The 18,096-nt window shown below is 36.1% G+C and carries 15 protein-coding genes; 9 read left to right on the top strand and 6 right to left on the bottom strand.

The window, feature by feature from the left end; genetic code table 11:
• Positions 1–39: 39 nt before the first annotated feature.
• The 9 genes from GTH24_RS13705 (at position 40) to GTH24_RS13665 (ending at position 12,236) form a co-directional block, all read left to right on the top strand.
• Entirely contained in the window at positions 40–1,095 is a 1,056-nt protein-coding gene (locus GTH24_RS13705; RefSeq protein ID WP_072069205.1) for a UDP-glucose--hexose-1-phosphate uridylyltransferase, read from the top strand.
• A 130-nt stretch (positions 1,096–1,225) separates the two neighbouring features.
• Complete coding sequence (galK, locus tag GTH24_RS13700; RefSeq protein ID WP_072069204.1) at positions 1,226–2,386, top strand: galactokinase; 1,161 nt, start codon at positions 1,226–1,228, stop codon at positions 2,384–2,386.
• Positions 2,386–3,456 carry a galactose-1-epimerase gene (gene galM, locus GTH24_RS13695; protein WP_072069203.1) on the top strand — a complete coding sequence of 357 codons (1,071 nt, stop codon included), beginning with the start codon at positions 2,386–2,388 and terminating at the stop codon, positions 3,454–3,456. The genes galK and galM overlap by 1 nt, the downstream gene beginning before the upstream one ends.
• 181 nt (positions 3,457–3,637) lie before the next feature.
• On the top strand, positions 3,638–4,648 hold the full coding sequence (locus GTH24_RS13690) for a substrate-binding domain-containing protein (RefSeq protein WP_072069342.1): 1,011 nt from the start codon (positions 3,638–3,640) through the stop codon (positions 4,646–4,648).
• A 326-nt stretch (positions 4,649–4,974) separates the two neighbouring features.
• Positions 4,975–6,609, top strand: a complete 1,635-nt coding sequence (locus GTH24_RS13685; protein ID WP_115350634.1) for a sodium/sugar symporter — start codon at positions 4,975–4,977, stop codon at positions 6,607–6,609.
• Positions 6,610–6,866: 257 nt separating this feature from the next.
• Complete coding sequence (locus GTH24_RS13680; RefSeq protein WP_072069201.1) at positions 6,867–8,903, top strand: IreA family TonB-dependent siderophore receptor; 2,037 nt, start codon at positions 6,867–6,869, stop codon at positions 8,901–8,903.
• A gap of 115 nt (positions 8,904–9,018) precedes the next feature.
• Positions 9,019–9,876 carry an alpha/beta hydrolase gene (locus GTH24_RS13675; protein ID WP_241253962.1) on the top strand — a complete coding sequence of 286 codons (858 nt, stop codon included), beginning with the start codon at positions 9,019–9,021 and terminating at the stop codon, positions 9,874–9,876.
• Positions 9,877–10,275: 399 nt separating this feature from the next.
• Positions 10,276–11,445, top strand: a complete 1,170-nt coding sequence (locus GTH24_RS13670) for an MFS transporter (protein WP_164526527.1) — start codon at positions 10,276–10,278, stop codon at positions 11,443–11,445.
• 203 nt (positions 11,446–11,648) lie between these two features.
• Positions 11,649–12,236 carry a DUF1287 domain-containing protein gene (locus tag GTH24_RS13665; protein ID WP_241253960.1) on the top strand — a complete coding sequence of 196 codons (588 nt, stop codon included), beginning with the start codon at positions 11,649–11,651 and terminating at the stop codon, positions 12,234–12,236.
• A 482-nt stretch (positions 12,237–12,718) separates the two neighbouring features.
• Here GTH24_RS13665 and GTH24_RS13660 read toward each other — a convergent pair whose 3' ends face one another.
• The 6 genes from GTH24_RS13660 to GTH24_RS13635 form a co-directional block, all read right to left on the bottom strand.
• Complete coding sequence (locus GTH24_RS13660; protein ID WP_164526525.1) at positions 12,719–13,102, bottom strand: YkgJ family cysteine cluster protein; 384 nt, start codon at positions 13,100–13,102, stop codon at positions 12,719–12,721.
• 408 nt (positions 13,103–13,510) lie between these two features.
• On the bottom strand, positions 13,511–13,855 hold the full coding sequence (locus GTH24_RS13655) for a DMT family protein (RefSeq protein ID WP_072069197.1): 345 nt from the start codon (positions 13,853–13,855) through the stop codon (positions 13,511–13,513).
• A 255-nt stretch (positions 13,856–14,110) separates the two neighbouring features.
• Positions 14,111–14,671 carry a hypothetical protein gene (locus tag GTH24_RS13650; RefSeq protein WP_141650203.1) on the bottom strand — a complete coding sequence of 187 codons (561 nt, stop codon included), beginning with the start codon at positions 14,669–14,671 and terminating at the stop codon, positions 14,111–14,113.
• A gap of 498 nt (positions 14,672–15,169) precedes the next feature.
• Positions 15,170–15,874, bottom strand: a complete 705-nt coding sequence (locus tag GTH24_RS13645; RefSeq protein ID WP_072069195.1) for a LutC/YkgG family protein — start codon at positions 15,872–15,874, stop codon at positions 15,170–15,172.
• 1 nt (position 15,875) lies between these two features.
• Positions 15,876–17,297 carry a LutB/LldF family L-lactate oxidation iron-sulfur protein gene (locus GTH24_RS13640; protein WP_072069194.1) on the bottom strand — a complete coding sequence of 474 codons (1,422 nt, stop codon included), beginning with the start codon at positions 17,295–17,297 and terminating at the stop codon, positions 15,876–15,878.
• Between the two features lie 12 nt (positions 17,298–17,309).
• Positions 17,310–18,029, bottom strand: a complete 720-nt coding sequence (locus tag GTH24_RS13635; RefSeq protein ID WP_072069193.1) for a (Fe-S)-binding protein — start codon at positions 18,027–18,029, stop codon at positions 17,310–17,312.
• Positions 18,030–18,096 lie beyond the last annotated feature (67 nt).

The raw sequence follows: 18,096 nt of genomic DNA, 5'->3' as shown, positions 1-18,096 counted from the left end.
CAGTATTCAGATAATCTTGAATAAATAAGAGAGAAGGTTATGTCAAAACTGATTTTTGATCCTGTTGAACATCCTCATCGTCGCTATAATCCACTCACTGATCAGTGGATTTTGGTTTCACCTCATAGAGCGAAACGACCTTGGAATGGTAAAGATGAAAAACCTCAGATTGCGACCCTTCCCTCTTATGATCCACATTGTTATTTGTGCCCAAATAATACGCGTGTTTCTGGTGATAAAAACCCAGATTACACCGGAACATATGTCTTTAATAACGATCACTCTGCGTTATTACAAGATGAATATGATGTTGATCCTTCATTAAATCCTTTATTTCAAACTCAAGCTGTAAGAGGAATTAGTCGCGTTATCTGTTTTTCGCCCGATCATGGAAAAACAATACCTGAATTGCCTTTAAGTAGCTTACGTAAAATTGTTGATACTTGGGATAACCAGATAGAAGAGCTCAGTAAAGAGTATCTTTGGGTTCAAGTGTTCGAGAATAAAGGTGAAACAATGGGATGTTCCCAACCGCATCCTCATGGGCAAATTTGGGCGAGTGACTTCTTACCTAATGAATTAGCGAGAAAAGATACACATTTAAAAGCGTATTTTGAAAAATACGGGCGTAATTTATTAATTGATTATGTTGATGCTGAATGTAAAGACGCAAGTCGAACCGTTGTTGAAACTGAACATTGGCTGGCAATAGTGCCTTATTGGGCTGCTTGGCCTTATGAAACAATGTTATTACCTAAAACGCATATTCGTCGAATGAGTGAGTTAAATAGCACTCAACGCGATGATCTGGCTATTGCAATGAAAAAGTTAACCAGCCGTTATGACAATTTATTTCATTGCTCTTTCCCTTATTCAATGGGGTGGCATTTTGCGCCATCTTTTAAAGACGGTAGAAATACCGATCATTGGCAATTACATGCACTTTATTATCCGCCATTATTACGTTCAGCCACTGTACGTAAATATATGGTGGGGTATGAAATGTTAGCAGAATCGCAAAGAGACTTAACACCAGAACAAGCGGCAAATAATTTACGTCAAGTAAGCGACATTCATTATAAAGAGCAACGTTAATGACCTTCAATATGGCAAGGTATTTTAATTAATCAGCTTTTTTGTACCAAATAAATTAAACCAGACATCTCATTATTTACATAATGATGTGGTGGGATTTTATTACTTAATTTTAAGCTAAGGATTTATTATGAAGGCACTTATTAATAATGTGACTCGTTCGTTTACATCTATTTTTGGTTATACGCCTACACATTTTATTCAAGCGCCAGGAAGAGTAAATCTTATTGGTGAACACACTGATTATAATGATGGTTTTGTTTTACCTTGTGCTATTAATTATCAAATGGTCGTCGCAGCAGCAAAACGAGAAGATAATACTATTCGAGTGATTGCAGTGGATTATCAAAATGAGGTTGATGAATTTAGCTTTGATAACACCATTGAGTTTTTGCCTAATAAAATGTGGGCTAATTACGTTCGTGGTGTTATTCATTTTCTACAAAAAGATAACTATTCTTTTCATGGTATGGATATCGCAATATCAGGAAATGTCCCTCAAGGTGCAGGGTTAAGTTCTTCTGCCGCATTAGAAGTGGCTATTGGCCAAACGCTTAAAACACTTTATCAATTACCTATTAGCCAAAAAGAGATTGCGTTAAACGGTCAAAAAGCTGAAAACCAATTTGTTGGTTGTAACTGTGGCATTATGGATCAATTGATTTCTGCTTGTGGTGAAGAAAATCATGCCTTATTAATTGATTGTCGCTCTTTAGATACATTTTCGGTGACAATGCCTGAAAATATGGTTGTGATGATAATTAACTCCAATAAAAAACGCGGATTAGTTGATAGCGAATACAATACCCGTCGTCAGCAATGTGAAGAAGCCGCAAAAATTTTAAATGTCACGGCATTAAGAGATGCGACATTAGCGGATCTGCAAGCTAAAAAAACATTAATGAGTGAGGTGGTTTATCGTCGTGCTCGTCATGTGATAACCGAAAATAATCGCACACTGAAGGCGGCAGAGGCTCTGCGTCATGGTGATTTAATCACATTAAGCCAACTTATGATGCAATCACATCATTCAATGCGTGATGATTTTGAAATTACCGTCAAAGAAGTTGACACCTTAGTTGAAATAGTGAAGTCAGTCTTAGGTGATCGTGGTGGAGTAAGAATGACAGGTGGTGGATTTGGTGGTTGTGTCGTAGCATTAGTGACACCTGATTTAGTTGATCAAGTCGTTGACTCTGTTAAAGCGCAATATGAGGCCTTAACAGGGTTGAAAGAAACTATTTATGTCTGCTCTGCAAGCCAAGGGGCGGGCTATTCGGAGGCAAAATAATGGCGACGAATGAAATCCGATTTCTAGAGCCAGAACAAATGACTGCACAACCCGCATCGGACGGAAATCCCGCACAAGTAGTCGTGCTTAAAAATTGTTTTGGTATGTCGATTTCTTTAATGGATATTGGAGCGACCTGGTTAACTTGTATTGTACCTGTTAATGGATACCGTCGAGATGTACTGTTAGGCTCTGCAAATATGAATGCCCACAAACAGCAAACAGCTTATTTGGGGGCCACAGTAGGGCGTTTTGCCAATCGTATTGCTGGTGCAAAATTCGTATTGGAAGGGCAAGAATATCAAATCAGTGCTAATGAAGGTAAAAACACTTTACATGGCGGTAAACAAAACTTTAGTCATCGTCGTTGGGGGATCACGGCACAATCATCTCAATCGGTGACCTTTTCATTGATCTCAAATGAGGGTGACCAAGGTTTTCCCGGTACACTCAAGGCTAGTGTGACTTATACACTCACCGATAATAATGAAGTCTGTATCGATTATCAGGCAATAAGTGATAAAACCACGCCTCTCAGTTTAACTAACCATGCCTATTTTAACCTTGCAGGTGAGCACACTGAACGCACAGCACTCGAGCACGATTTAAAAATTTGCGCTTCTTATTATTTGAAAAATGGTGAAGGCAATATTCCTACCGGAGAGTTTGTGAACGTCGTAGGAACAGGGTTTGATTTTCGTAAGTTAAAGCGCATCGGTCTTGATTTTATGGTTGATGAGTGCCAAAAAGCAGCGAGTGGTTATGATCATGCATTTATTTTAGATAAACAGGCTATCGACGATAAAGCACCTATTGCAACAGTCATTGCACCGGAAGGCGAACTCAAAATGGATGTTTTTACTACTTTGCCTTCTGTTCAATTCTATACAGGTAACTTTTTAGCTGGTACAAAAGGAAAAAGTCGCCATTATGGTAATTATTCAGGGTTAGCTTTAGAGACACAATACTTTCCTGATGGGCCTAATCATCCTGAATGGCATGAAAATCAAGGTATTTTACCTGCCAATACGCCATGGAATAGCCAAACTATCTATAAGTTTTACTCTTAACAATAAAAGGAAAGTGTAAACGCTTTCCTTTTCACTATTTATTTGATCTTTTTACTTTTTAAATTTCACTTCTTCGCTGATAATCAAGCCACTTAAATTTTATTATTTCCTTTTTTCTTTATTCTTAGATTAACTACCTGTTATTTTTTGATTATGGATAAAGGTGATCCATGAGGTGGATATGGCGACTATCAAAGATGTAGCAAAAGAAGCGGGAGTTTCTGTTGCTACGGTGTCAAGAGTCATTAATAACTCGCCGAAAGCAAGTAAGACATCAATAGAAACAGTTAATGCTGCAATGCAAAAACTAGGTTATCGACCTAATGCAGCGGCTAGAGCACTGGTCAGTCAAAGTACACAAACTTTAGGTGTCTTAGTCCATGATGTTTCTGATCCCTTTTTTGGCACATTAGTGAAAGCTGTTGATAATGTGGCAAGACAAGCGGGAAAGCATATTTTGGTGTGTAATGGCTATCATGATGCGCAAGACGAACGTCAATCTATAGAGTTGTTAATTAATAGTCGTTGTGATGGCTTAGTGATCCACTCAAAAGCACTCTCTGATGAAGAATTACTCGCTTATGCTCATGAAGTCAAAAGTATGGTACTGATCAACCGCTTTATTCCTGAGATTGCAGAACGCTGTGTCGCTTTAGATAATTACAAAGGGGCATGGATGGCAACGGAACATCTTATTCGTCAAGGGCACACCAAGATTGCTTATATCTCTTCCACGCATAATATTGAGGACACCACTCAACGCCTTGCGGGTTATAAAGCTGCTCTTGACGCCAATAACATCATATTACCCGAAAGTTATATTGAGTATGGTGAGCCTGAAGGCGAAGGAGGTGAAAAGGCAATGATGCATTTGTTAACGAAATCAATCGATTTTACAGCCGTAGTGACTTACAACGATTTTATGGCTGCTGGTGCTTTGTCTGTCCTCGATGAAAATGAGATCCCTGTACCTGAAAAAATCTCTGTTATTGGTTTTGATGATGTATTAATTGCTCGTTATATTCATCCTCGTTTAACAACCGTGCGTTATCCAGTACAAATGATGGCCGAACAGGCGGCTATGCTGGCGATTAGACTGTCTAAAGGTGAAATCCTTGAACAAAAACAACGTATTTTTTCTCCTACTTTAGTGCAGCGTAATTCTGTCTTTAATCTTAGTCATCTCTCTTAATCACACCACTTACTTTTATAATATTATCGATCCTCTTAATGGGGATCATCATCACCTTAAAGGCCATTCTCACCTAACTTGTGTAATCGTTATCATTTTGATGTTTTTTTAATTTTATTTTAGAAGAGTCTCTTTTTTGGTAAGTTTTTAAAAGAGGATTTTGAGCGTAAATTTGACTTTTTTTATCATGGTAATCGTTTGTTTTTTATTTTTAGATGCATTTACGTAACATAAGCAACAAAATTGTGAAGGGAGTAACGGAAAAAGACTGTGAAAACGTTTACATTAAAGGTCTATTCTCTCTATGGGTCTGAAAGGAAAATATTATGCATACAGAAGGTGTTGGATTAAGCACAATAGACTATGCAATTTTTGCCCTCTATGTCGTCATTATTATTAGTCTAGGATTATGGGTTTCTCGTTCAAAGGATGGCGAGAAAAAAGGAACAAAGGACTATTTCTTAGCAGGTAAAACCCTACCTTGGTGGGCAATTGGTTCTTCGCTTATTGCCGCTAATATTTCAGCAGAACAATTTATTGGTATGTCAGGTTCTGGTTTCTCCATTGGTCTTGCTATCGCCTCTTATGAATGGATGGCTGCACTGACACTGATTATTGTGGCGAAGTATTTTTTACCTGTATTTATCGAAAAAGGTATTTATACCATTCCTGAATTTGTTGAGAACCGATTTAAAAGCCGTAACCTAAAAACGATCCTTGCGGTATTTTGGCTCGCATTATTTATCTTTGTTAATTTAACCTCTGTACTTTATTTAGGTTCATTGGCATTAGAAACCATCCTTGGTGTACCAATGATGTATGCCATTATTGGTTTAGCATTATTTGCTGTTATCTATTCACTCTATGGTGGACTCTCGGCTGTTGCGTGGACAGATGTGGTACAAGTATTCTTCCTTATCCTTGGTGGTTTATTTACTACCGTATTAGCAGTTAGCTATATCGGTGGAGATGGTGGGATTATGGAAGGTTTGAGCAAAATGACACAAGCCGCACCAGATCACTTTAAAATGATCTTAGAAAAAGATAATCCGCAGTTTATGAACTTACCGGGTATCGCGGTGCTAATTGGTGGTTTATGGGTTGCTAACCTTTATTATTGGGGTTTTAACCAATACATTATTCAGCGCGCTTTAGCTGCTAAATCTATCAATGAAGCACAAAAAGGGCTAGTGTTTGCCGCATTTTTAAAATTAATTGTTCCTGTTCTTGTGGTTGTTCCAGGTATTGCAGCATTTGTGATCACGACAAACCCAGAATTAATGGCGGGATTAGGCACAATGGCACCAGAGCATATCCCAACATTATCACAAGCAGATAAAGCCTATCCTTGGTTAACTCAATTCTTACCAGTTGGAGCCAAAGGGATTGTTTTTGCTGCACTTGCTGCTGCTATTGTTTCGTCTTTAGCATCCATGCTTAACTCTATCGCGACTATTTTCACGATGGATATTTATAAAGAATATGTTGGGCCTAAAGCTTCTGAAACGCGTTTAGTGAATGTGGGGCGTATAAGTGCGGTTGTTGCTCTGATTATCGCTTGTTTTATCGCACCATTATTAGGTGGAATCGATCAGGCATTCCAATATATTCAAGAATATACTGGCTTAGTAAGCCCAGGAATTTTAGCGGTATTCTTATTAGGCTTATTCTGGAAAAAAACAAACGCAAAAGGCGCAATTATTGGTGTGGTCTTATCTATACCGTTTGCTTTATTCCTAAAATTAATGCCTCTAGGTATGCCATTCCTTGATCAAATGATGTACACCTTTATGTTTACAACGGTTGTGATTGGTTTAGTGAGTTTAACCTCGACTAAAACTGATGACAGCGCAGGGGCGATTGTATTAACAGATAAAACCTTTAAAACACAAAGTGGATTCAATATTGCTTCCTACGCCATTATGATCATCTTGTGTGTGCTTTATGCCGTGTTCTGGTAATAACAACATTGTAATTTGTTAATTTTCTAAATCTAAAAATACTCTACAAAACAATACAAAGCAGATGGTTATGCCATCTGCTTTTTTTACGTCTGAAATTGTTTACAAAATGGGCTAGCGAAAATGGTATTGATTTACTTTGATACAGATTAAAAAAAAACACTAAATATGAAAAGAAAATCATTCTCATGAATATTTGATTAAGATAATATTAATCATTCTCATTACTATAACCGTTATTAATTCAGGGAATTGCTATGAACTTTAAAATGGGTGTTTTAACAGCCTGTATTTTATCTGCCTCTTACCCGCTGTATGCACAAGAAAATAAAGAAGAAAAACTTGTTGTGTCAGCATCAGGGTTTGCTCAACAAATTACAGATGCACCAGCAAGCATCACCGTGATCAGCAAAGAACAACTTGCAAAGAAACCGGTTCATGATTTAGCCGATGCCGTAAAAGGTGTTGAAGGTGTTAGCATTAACGGTAATGCCAACAAACAAGAAATCACGATGCGTGGTTTACCGGGGGAATACACGCTTATTTTAGTTGATGGTCGTCGTCAAAATAGCCGTGAGTCGCGCCCGAATGGGAGTGGTGGTTATGAAGGGGGCTTTATTCCACCAGCAGATGCTATCGAGCGCATAGAAGTTATCCGCGGACCAATGTCATCACTATATGGCTCTGATGCAATGGGTGGCGTTATCAATATCATCACTAAACCAGTAACAAAAGAGTGGCATGGCTCCGTTGCACTTGGCGGCACGTTGCAACATAACCGTGATGCTGGTGATTCTATTAATGGTGATTTTTATCTTTCAGGGCCTTTAATTGAGGATAAATTAGGCTTACAACTTTACGGTAGTAGCTACTTACGTGCAGAAGATAAAATCACTTATGGCCAAGGTCGTAATGACAATAAAAACATTACGGCGAAATTGGCATTCACACCAACTGATAATCAAACTATTTTATTAGAAGCGGGGCGCAATACGTTACAGCGTACAACGACTCCAGGTAAATCCATGAGTGAGTTTACTATCCGCGGTGGCAAAGCGGATGAAAATAAAATGTTAGAAACCAATAATGACCGTAATCACTGGGCATTAACTTATAAAAATCAGTTTGATATTCTGCATTCAGAATTAAGTGTGTATCAAGAACAAACTAAGCGTATTACCAAAACAGAAATGATTGATAAAACGACGAAGGAGCGTGAAAAATATTACGAAGATCGTCGTCCTGAAATCACTAATACCGTTTTTGATGCGAAATTTACTGCGTTTTTACCTGATAACGTGATGACCTTTGGTGGTCAATATCAATACTCACGCTTAAAAGATGAATCATCTACTGGCTCAGGTATTAAGCAATCCACTATTACTGCGGATCAAAAAGCGTTATTCCTTGAAGATGAATATAGCGTAACAGACAATCTCGCATTAACCGGCGGTGTGCGTCTTGATGATCACGAATATTACGGTAATCACTGGAGCCCAAGAGCCTATGCCGTTTATCATTTAACGGATGAATTCACCTTAAAAGGAGGCGTGGCGAAAGCTTTTAAAGCCCCAAATCTACGTGAAATTAGCCCTGAATATGGCACTTCAACAGAAAAAGGCCGTGCGATTATGTACGGTAATCGTGACCTAAAACCTGAAACGTCGGTTAGCCAAGAAATTGGTGTAGGTTATGATAATGGTGATGGTTTTACCGCAAGTTTGACTTTCTTTAATACTGATTTTAAAGATAAGTTAACAAACTACGACACGGGTGAAATAGATCCAATTACAGGTTTAAAATTGTATCAATACGATAATGTCGGTAAAGCAAATATTAAAGGGATTGAAACCGCAGTGGGATTCCCTATTGCAGAAAGTTGGCATGTGAATGCAAACTACACCTATATTGATTCAGAACGTAAAAGTGATGATGAAAAACTAGGCTCTGGTGAATCACTAAAAGGCTACCCATTAGATTTAACACCTAAACACAGTGCTAATGCGCGTGTTGACTGGCAGTTTGATGAAGCTACCAGTTTTTATGCCAATACGGCTTATACGGGTAAACAAATTTGGGCGGCTCAACGTAATGGTTACACAGGCGCGCGTTATCGTAGTGGCTACACAACCTTTGATTTAGGGATGACCTATAACTTTAATAAAAATACCATGTTTAATTTAGCGGTATTAAATATTACAGATGAAACAGGTCCTGCTGTGAATGATAAAGGCGGTAACTGGGTGGTTGATGAAGGGCGTCGTTATTGGGCAAACATTAAATATAGTTTCTAATTGAGCCTAAATTGAAATAAACCCCGTATTTATATGGGGTTTATTTTTTTATCACTTTCTATTATTTTCAGTTTAACTGTTCACCTTTTTATATTACTGACAGAGTATCTGATTTATGCGAATACTAATGTTATGTGGAATGATTATGTTATCTGCGGTTGCTCAAGCAAGACCTAACCAAGAAGTGCCTAAAATTGAAGATCAAGCACAATCTTATTATCAAATCACACAAAAAGAAGTCGCTTATGAAGGCAAACAATATCGCCTCTTTCTTGCGGTACCTAAAAATACAACAAAGACCACATTAATTTATGGTGTTGATGGTAATGCGCAATTCCCACTGATGGTCAATGAAGCCATAAAACAAAAAATTAGCCCATTACCTGCGATTATTAGTGTGGGCTATGTGGGAGATAAAGCCTATTTTATTACAGAAAGAACGCATGATTATACGCCAAGTGTAAAAGGTGAGGCATTTAGTCGTGGGGGAAATGCAGAAAATTTTTATCATTTTATCCTAACGCAAGTCAGGCCTTATGCGTTTGAACAACTCACAAAAGAGAATATTTCAGTTACCCAGCAATCTCTTTTTGGCCACTCTTTTGGTGGTGTCTTTTCACTGTATGTTTTATTTAATCATCCAGAAACATTCCAACGCTATATAGTAGCAAGCCCTTCTTTATGGTGGGGAAACGGTGAGTGGGTAAAAAAAGAACAATGGCAGGCTATTCCTAAGGATATTTCCATAGCAATAACACTAGGTGAAAAAGAAGAAAATCCAGATTTAAGTAAATTAAGTGAAGAGCAACAAAAAAATTATCAAGAGCGCAGTAGTTGGTTAACGCAACGCCAGTTATGCCAATATTTATTGGATGAAGGAAAGCAGTGTGAATTTTATCTATTTGAAGGTAAAGGCCATGGTGGTTCAATTCCTGATGCCATAAATATTGCTTTAGAAAAAAGCATGAAATAAACACCATAACTTTTTTAATTTTAGCTATTCTATTTGTTAACAATAGGATAGCTAAAAGCATTCCTTATTTTTCATTTTACTGAATACGTATTTATTCGTAGTAATCTTAATAAAAAAAACTTATCTTTTTATAAAAAGAAATATCTTAATCAAGCTATTTCTTTTTTACAGGAAAAGACGATAATCGTGATTGATATAAATAAAATTGTTTTCTGGCATTAGATTTTATAATTTTATTTATGGCAATTTAAGCGCTATATTCGCGTCTCCTGAATTTAGGGACGCCATCCACTGTTTTCACCTTAGTTTCTTTTATCTTTCCTAGATAAAAGAATTGCCTCTATCAGGCATCGAGAAAACAGCACATTATTAACCGTTTTGATTGTGGAGACGAGGGTAGTGAAACAGAACACTACTTTGGTACGCCAAGGCGACAGTACATTAGTACCTGTAGCTGGGTTAACGGTATTTGCTATCGCGTCAGGCTATTTAATGAGTTTAATTCCACTGTCTATGGACAGTTTTGGAATGGATACACTCTATGCTAGCTGGTTAGCAAGTATTTATTTTATCGGATTATTAATAGGTTCAGTGATGATAGAACCTATTATTGCAAGAATAGGGCATCGTCTTTCTTTCGTCGTATTTTTATTATTACTGGCAGTGACTGTCAGTATATTACCTTTAATGCCTTATTTATCAGTATGGATGGTTTCCCGTTTTATCGGTGGTATGGCAGTTGCTGGTATTTTTGTTGTGGTCGAGTCATGGCTATTAATTGGCGATAATCCTAAAGAGCGGGCTAAACGCTTAGGTTTTTATATGACCTCGCTGTATGGTGGCACAACATTAGGGCAGTTGGCGATTGGTACAATTGGCACACAAGGTGCCATTCCGTTTATGACGGTATTAGCCTTGTTATTAATTGCAGTATTACCGCCTCTGTTTTTTAAACAAGGGCAACCCCAAGGGCATGTACATAAAAGTTTATCACTTAAACAAATGCGTCGTTTAAATAAAGCCGCTTTAGTGGGCTGTATGGTCTCTGGTGTGGTGATGGGCAGCATTTATGGCATGATGCCATTAGCATTAAACCAAGGGCAATTTACAACAGACCAAATAGGTGTGTTGATGGCAGCAATTATTTTAGGTGGAATGGTAGTTCAGCCTATTATTAGTAAGTTGTCTGTGGTGATAAGCAAAACGTTGTTATTAGCGATGATGTGTTTAGTGGGTGTGTTTGCCATGGGACTGACTTATCTTTCTAACGATTATATCGTGCTTATAATAGCACTGACGTTATTGGGAATGTCTTCTTTTGCACTTTATCCTATTGCTATTACTTTGGCGTGTGATCATGTTAATGCAAGCTATATTGTCGCAATTACACAAGTAATGTTATTAAGTTATAGCATTGGTTCTGCCATTGGACCTTTAGGTGCAGGAATGTTTATGGCACAAGCCGCTAATAATGGCATTATGAACTTCTTCTTTGTGGTGTTATTAGTAACGGCGATTTATATGCTTTTTGCCAGCTTACGACGCAAAAGCCATATTGTGTTGAACTAACAATTTCTCTTACTTTGATCTATTTCTCTTTCATTTTATTATCAGCCGAGCTTACTGTAAAAAGTAGCTCGGTTTTTTTATGTTATATTTAAAAATGAATTAAGATCCCACTTATATTTTTATACTGTGCTTTATCAGTATAAACAGAACACTTAATTTCATCTTTAAAGATAATGGATTTAACTTTTCATGGAGATTATATAATGAAAATAACGGTATCTAGCCTTTTTCTTTTATTGATTATTCCTTTTTCAAGTGCAAAAGCAATAACGGCAGAGCAAAATGAAAAGCTGGTGGAATATGCCACTGATTTACCAAGAGCTGTGATTTATGACTCTGATTATCGTAAAATAGATTATCCAAATGGTGATGTTCCTGCTTATAAAGGGGTTTGTAGCGACGTTATTATTCGTAGTTATCGTGGAATTGATATCGATCTACAAAAATTACTGCATGAAGACATTAAGGCAAATTTTTCAGCTTACCCAAGCAAACGGATGTGGGGCTTGAATAAGCCAGATACAAATATAGATCATCGTAGAGTGCCTAATTTGGAAGTTTTTTTCTCACGAAAAGGAAAAGTAAAGCCTATTACTAAAAATGCAGAGGATTATGTACCTGGTGATATTGTTAGTTGGCGTTTAGACAATGGTCGGCCTCATATTGGTATTGTGGTAAATAAAAAAAGTTGGGACAATCAACGTTATCTTGTCATGCATAATATTGGTTTTGGACAAGTTGCCGAAGATATTTTATTTTCATGGAAAATAACGGGACATTTTGCTTACTAGATAAATACAGGTGTTAGGGAAAATAGAAAACTGTAGTTTTTTAGAAAAAATAAAATAGAAGTAATCACTGCAAAATAAATCTAAAAATTAAACGATAAACAAAATAATGCCCATACTGATTTCATGTAAAGTATGGGCATTATTTCTGGGAAAGAATATTTTCATCAGAAATATTCATAATTATTCCTCTAAGCCACCGAGTAACATACTAACGACAGCAGTAGAACAGATAAAAGAAAGGAAAAGGATAAAAAAAGAGCTACTGATCATAATACCCTCCAAACTTATTGCTATTTTTAAATAAAAAACCTCACAAAATACACGTTATTAATTCATTACTTTATATACTAGGTTATTTAAAAATAAAGTCAAACTAACTTATTATTTAACAATGACTTTTTGTGCTGTAATTTTATTTTTTATAAAAGCAAGCGTATTGGATGGTGTTAAATGATCAGGAGGGGCTTAACCCCTCTGATGTCTTACGCAGAGTGAGGCAACGTGGTGTGTGTTAATGGTGGTAGACCACAAGCTGCTCTAGCACGATCACATGCTTCATTAGGAATACCATTTACCCAAGATTGTTGGAACTCACGACAAGGAGAAGGGCGTTGTTCGTAAATAGAACAACTTACACACTCACCCACTTCACCGATAAGTTTGTCACAACGCGGCTTTTTAGAATTTGTTCCTTTCATACAAGAGAGGAAAGGAGTGAGTGGCTCTGTTAACTCATCAGGAACAACTCCTCCTCCACTCACCATTTCAGCCCAATAGAACGAAACTCTAAAATAGGCACAACAAGCGCCACAATGCATACAGGGATTATCCTGCATATAAATAAAATCGTTAGAATGTTTGCTCATACCAGATACCATTTTATCTGACGTTAAAATGACAAAAAGCACGTTTTAAAGGTGCCGTCGTTTAAGAGAAGCAAAAATAAAGGTAGAGAAACGATGCTTCTCTTAGAACAATCATTATGCGCCGAATGAAAAATATTTTTCAAGAGAAATGTTTCTGTGTCTGGAATATTTTTATTACAAAACAGACTATTATTTTGGAAAAATTACATGAGTAGACTATATAACTTAATGATAAGTGATTATGTTATTTAACCCTCCGTAAAAACCACACTATAAATAGTATTAAAAGTAATCAAAAATTGAGGTTTTGAATAAAAAAAAACCTTATCAATCTTAATAAGGCGATAATAAAACATGTGTCGATAACATGTTGAAAAATGAGCTAATGATATCTATTAATCGATTTTTCTAAAAAGGGCCTTTAAAAATAAATAAGGCACCCGCACCAATTAAAAGAAAACCAATAAAGTGATTTAATGTGAAATTCTCGCCTAAATAAGTGACAGAAAAAATAGCAAAAATCGTTAATGTGATCACTTCTTGTATAGTTTTTAATTCTGCTGCACTGTAGTAATTATGGCCAATTCTATTTGCAGGCACAGCAAAACAATACTCAACAAATGCAATCAACCAGCTTAAAAGAATGACGATGATGAGAGGTTTATTACCATATTTTAGATGACCATACCAAGCGAACGTCATAAAAACGTTGGAAATTATCAGGAGAATGATAGGTGTAAATTTGTAGAACATTATGCTCAGACCATTGGGTGATTTTCTGGCGATTTTGCCAATAAGAGTAGCATGAGATTACTGCAAAAAAAGTGGGTTTTCTATCAGAATGATAAGGAAAATGGTGTAATTTACATTGAGACTATTTTATCTTAAAGAAATAATATTGAACTATTAAATAGGAAAGTAGTTACTTAAATTATTAAAGACTATTTAAAATAAAGAAAGGCTATTACCCTTCCTTTATTTTAAATAATATAAGAACAATTATTAAAATTAATAATCTTTATTTTTTCTTGCTATTAATAAATTATTTATTTTTGTCAATGATAAAATCTGATTTTCAAGTGTATCTTTAAGGTTTATAACATCAGGGATAAAATAAATGTATAATTCCTCATTGATTACTTTATTTAAACTCATTAAATCATTATGAATTTCATTCAATTTAGATATAATATCATTTGTATTTCCTTTGTTAAGTTCAAATTCTTTTTTGTGTTTTTCTTTTAACTTTTCAAAGTTATTATTAATGTTGTTTTTTTTGTTTTCTAAGATATTAACTTGTCTTTTTAAAAAGAGGTTGATTTCTTTTTCTTCGTTTTTAATTTCTTGAATTATAATTTCGATAATATGATTAATAATAATATTGATTATATCTTTGCTTAGTTTGGTATCTGATAATATATCATTTATTAATTTTTCTATTTTTTTTCTAATTTTTTTCATTTTTAAATCAGTATTTTTCATTGATATATAATTATTTGTAGTACTTGAATTTATGGGGTCTTTTATTATTTTGGTGTTATTGGGTTGATGTGCAATTAATATATTCATATTCATATTCATATTCATATTCATATTCATATTCATATTCATATTCATATTCTAATGCTTTTTTATATTTTGAAAGTTGAAATATTTTTATGTTTTATTAACATTGTAAGTAGTTGATTTTTATTAATATCAGATTTCAAACTAGAAATTATTTTGTGTTTTTAATAGTATAAATATTTAAATAATAATCTTTTTTTGAAAGAATATTTAATCAGTGTTAAAGGTCATATGTAACAGCTTGTATTAATATGATATTAATTATTCCGTCAATAATATTGAGAAATTTTTTGAGAATTAGGTTTTCGAAGGTTGTGTATTGATCTGAAAAAATTGAGAAAAGTTATTTATATTGACTGTGTAGATAAAAGTCCCCATCTAAAAATGGGAACTTTATTAGTAAATTTAAGACGTTATATAATCTTTTTATGTTGGTCAATCCTTTGACCATGACTTTAAGTTATTTAGTTATCGTACTTTTTATTGTTGATTTATTCTGAATTAGCAATCTTCTATAATCAAATAAGCGGCATGAACAGGGCCATGAACCCCCCATACTTTAATCAATTCAATGTCTGCTGTAGAACTTGCACCACCAATTAAATTGATACAAGACGGCATTCTTACGCCTTCTTGTGCCATTTTATGTAAACGTTCAGCAATTTGAGCCACTCGAGGTAAAATATCGCTTTTACGTAGAATAACAATTGAAGTTTCAGGTAATAAACTAACAGCACGTCCTTTTTCTGGTGAAGAAAATAAGACAATCCCTCCTGATTCAGTTAGACCCGCTTCAGCAAATACAATTCCAATTTGAGAGCGTTCAGCATGAATAATATTTTCATGACCAATTTCTGGATTCCAAATATAGGTTTCGTATTTCTCACTGATAGCTTTTGTCACACCTAGTGCATCTAGGCGATCATCACCACTTATTACCACTGAGCCTTTACAATCATAACTTTCACAGAGCTCAATTAAGCTATTGATGAGCTCTTCTGGTTTGCTAACAACACATTTCACCATTTGAGTTTGTGCAAAATCAGTAAATTCTTTGCACAATTCATCTTGAGTCAGATTAGCTAAACGTGTTTTGGGTAAATTATTAACTGGTGTTGGCTGTGGTTGTGGTTTATGCGCAATAGGGCGCCCTAATTTTTCAGCAATAGTTTGCAGAAATTCATTACGGTTTTGTTCGTTTAACATATTATTTTTTTCCTTCTGCTTTATGGCGTTTAAACCAGCTACGGAAGCTATAACCATCTGGTTTTGGTAGATCACGCGATTCCATCCAATCATTTAGAACACTGATTTTGATTGGTGTAGAACCATTTTTGATCATTAATCCCGCCATTTTTGCACCCACATTCATTCCCACTTTCCAAAGCGCAGGGTGTGAATTGAGGTAGTTAAACATACCTGTGACTCGACGTTCTGCTTTCGGTGTTAAACCGGTTTCAGCCATCACTCGACGATGTTTTAATATCAACTGAGCTAAAGGAATTTTGACTGGGCAAACCACATTACATGCATTACATAATGAACAAGCGTAAGGGAGATCATGGAAATCTTTATAGCCCCCTAACAGTGGTGAAATCACCGCACCAATTGGACCTGGATAAATTGAACCATAAGCATGTCCACCAATATTACGGTAAGCAGGACACGTATTAAGACAAGCGCCACAACGGATACAGCGTAAAATATCTTTAAATTGTGAGCCTAAAATTTCAGAACGGCCATTATCCACAATCACTAAATGGAACTCTTCAGGACCATCGACATTACCGGCTTCACGAGGGCCAGTTACCCAAGTGTTATAACTGGTTAAACGAGAGCCAACTGCGCTACGACATAACATAGTGATTAATGGATCAACTTCTTCAAATGTCGGCGCCACACGCTCCATCCCCATGACTGCAATATGGGTTTTAGGTAACGTGGTAGTCATTCTGGCATTACCTTCGTTGGTGACTAAACAGACTGTGCCTGTTTCAGCTACCGCAAAGTTACAACCAGTAACGCCAATATCCGCAGACAAGAAATCTTGTCTTATACGTTGCCTAATGAAAAGCGTCATATCTTCAGGCGTTTCACTGCCTTCATAATTGAGTTTTTCATTTAGGACTTTACGAATTTGATAACGATCTTTGTGGATTGCTGGAACAACAATATGAGACGGTGGATCGTTATCTAATTGAAGAATATATTCGCCAAGGTCAGTTTCGATGATCTCAATGCCTTCATTTTGTAAGGCTTTATTCATCCCAATTTCTTCGGTGACCATTGATTTAGATTTTACGATCTTCTTCGCGTTTTTCTTTTTTGCAACTTCACAAATATAACGGGAGGCGTCTTCTGCTGTTTTAGCAAAATAAACATGACCTCCATTTTCTGTTACTTTTTCAGATAATTGATAGAGATAAGCATCTAAATTTTCAAGAACATGGTTACGGATTTGTTCAGCACGATCTCGCCATTCTTCCCAATTTCCCAGCTCTTTGACCATGATTTGACGGTTAGACCCAATGCGTTCTTGTGCCATAACGACCGCATTACGCATGATAGTGTCTTTCATTTCATGTTCTAGGCGAGGTCTGAAATCGATATCACTGGTTTTGATAGACATAAGCAGGCCCCCTTATTGGCTCATTAAAACTTGTGCAATGTGCAACACTTTTACAGGGCGCTTTTCTCGACTCAGGCGGCCTTGTATGTTAATTAAGCAACTTGTATCTGCACCAATGACATAATCAGGACTTACATCCATAATATGTTTTACTTTTTCGGTTACCATTTCGCCTGAAATTTCAGACATTTTCACAGAGAATGTACCACCAAAACCGCAACAGGTTTCTGAGTTTGCAAAAGGTAACATTTCAAGACCTTCAACGTGGTTTAATAGTGTTAAAGGCTCACTAACAACACCCAGTTTTCGGGTTAAACTGCATGATGGATGGTAAACCGCTTTACCCGGAAGACGGGCACCAACATTGACAACACCCAAGGTATTAACAATAAAACTGGTTAAATCAATAAGGCGATCTGCGACACTTTGTGCACGTAATGCCCATTGTGGCTCATCGGCAAGATAAGTTGGGTAGCCTTTTATGGCATAAGTACAGGAGCCCGCAGGGGAAATAATCGGGTAGTCATTTACTTCTAATGTTTCAATTAACGATTTCATGGCAGGTTTTGCATTATTAACATAACCGCTATTAAGTGCGGGTTGACCACAGCAACCTTGGCGCTCTTGAAATAGTACTTCGCAACCCAATTTCTCAAGTAACAAGACGGTGTCTCTGGCTGAATCTGCTTTCAGCACATCACCAAGACAGGTCGCATAAAAATTAACTTTCATTAATCGAACTCCAAAACATCGCTCAGATGTTGTCATTTTTACTAAAGATAAAATTCTTTTTATTGAT

Source organism: Proteus vulgaris (assembly GCF_011045815.1).
GTDB lineage: Bacteria > Pseudomonadota > Gammaproteobacteria > Enterobacterales > Enterobacteriaceae > Proteus > Proteus vulgaris_B.
The sequence above is the reverse complement of the archived record's forward strand: the minus strand, read 5'-3'. Positions and strand labels throughout refer to the sequence as shown.

Coding starts and splice junctions, on each gene's coding strand:
- GTH24_RS13705 (WP_072069205.1), top strand. CDS start 40: ATGTCAAAACTGATTTTTGATCCTGTTGAACATCCTCATCGTCGCTAT.
- galK (WP_072069204.1), top strand. CDS start 1,226: ATGAAGGCACTTATTAATAATGTGACTCGTTCGTTTACATCTATTTTT.
- galM (WP_072069203.1), top strand. CDS start 2,386: ATGGCGACGAATGAAATCCGATTTCTAGAGCCAGAACAAATGACTGCA.
- GTH24_RS13690 (WP_072069342.1), top strand. CDS start 3,638: ATGGCGACTATCAAAGATGTAGCAAAAGAAGCGGGAGTTTCTGTTGCT.
- GTH24_RS13685 (WP_115350634.1), top strand. CDS start 4,975: ATGCATACAGAAGGTGTTGGATTAAGCACAATAGACTATGCAATTTTT.
- GTH24_RS13680 (WP_072069201.1), top strand. CDS start 6,867: ATGAACTTTAAAATGGGTGTTTTAACAGCCTGTATTTTATCTGCCTCT.
- GTH24_RS13675 (WP_241253962.1), top strand. CDS start 9,019: ATGCGAATACTAATGTTATGTGGAATGATTATGTTATCTGCGGTTGCT.
- GTH24_RS13665 (WP_241253960.1), top strand. CDS start 11,649: ATGAAAATAACGGTATCTAGCCTTTTTCTTTTATTGATTATTCCTTTT.
- GTH24_RS13660 (WP_164526525.1), bottom strand. CDS start 13,102: ATGAGCAAACATTCTAACGATTTTATTTATATGCAGGATAATCCCTGT.
- GTH24_RS13655 (WP_072069197.1), bottom strand. CDS start 13,855: ATGTTCTACAAATTTACACCTATCATTCTCCTGATAATTTCCAACGTT.
- GTH24_RS13650 (WP_141650203.1), bottom strand. CDS start 14,671: ATGAATATATTAATTGCACATCAACCCAATAACACCAAAATAATAAAA.
- GTH24_RS13645 (WP_072069195.1), bottom strand. CDS start 15,874: ATGTTAAACGAACAAAACCGTAATGAATTTCTGCAAACTATTGCTGAA.
- GTH24_RS13640 (WP_072069194.1), bottom strand. CDS start 17,297: ATGTCTATCAAAACCAGTGATATCGATTTCAGACCTCGCCTAGAACAT.
- GTH24_RS13635 (WP_072069193.1), bottom strand. CDS start 18,029: ATGAAAGTTAATTTTTATGCGACCTGTCTTGGTGATGTGCTGAAAGCA.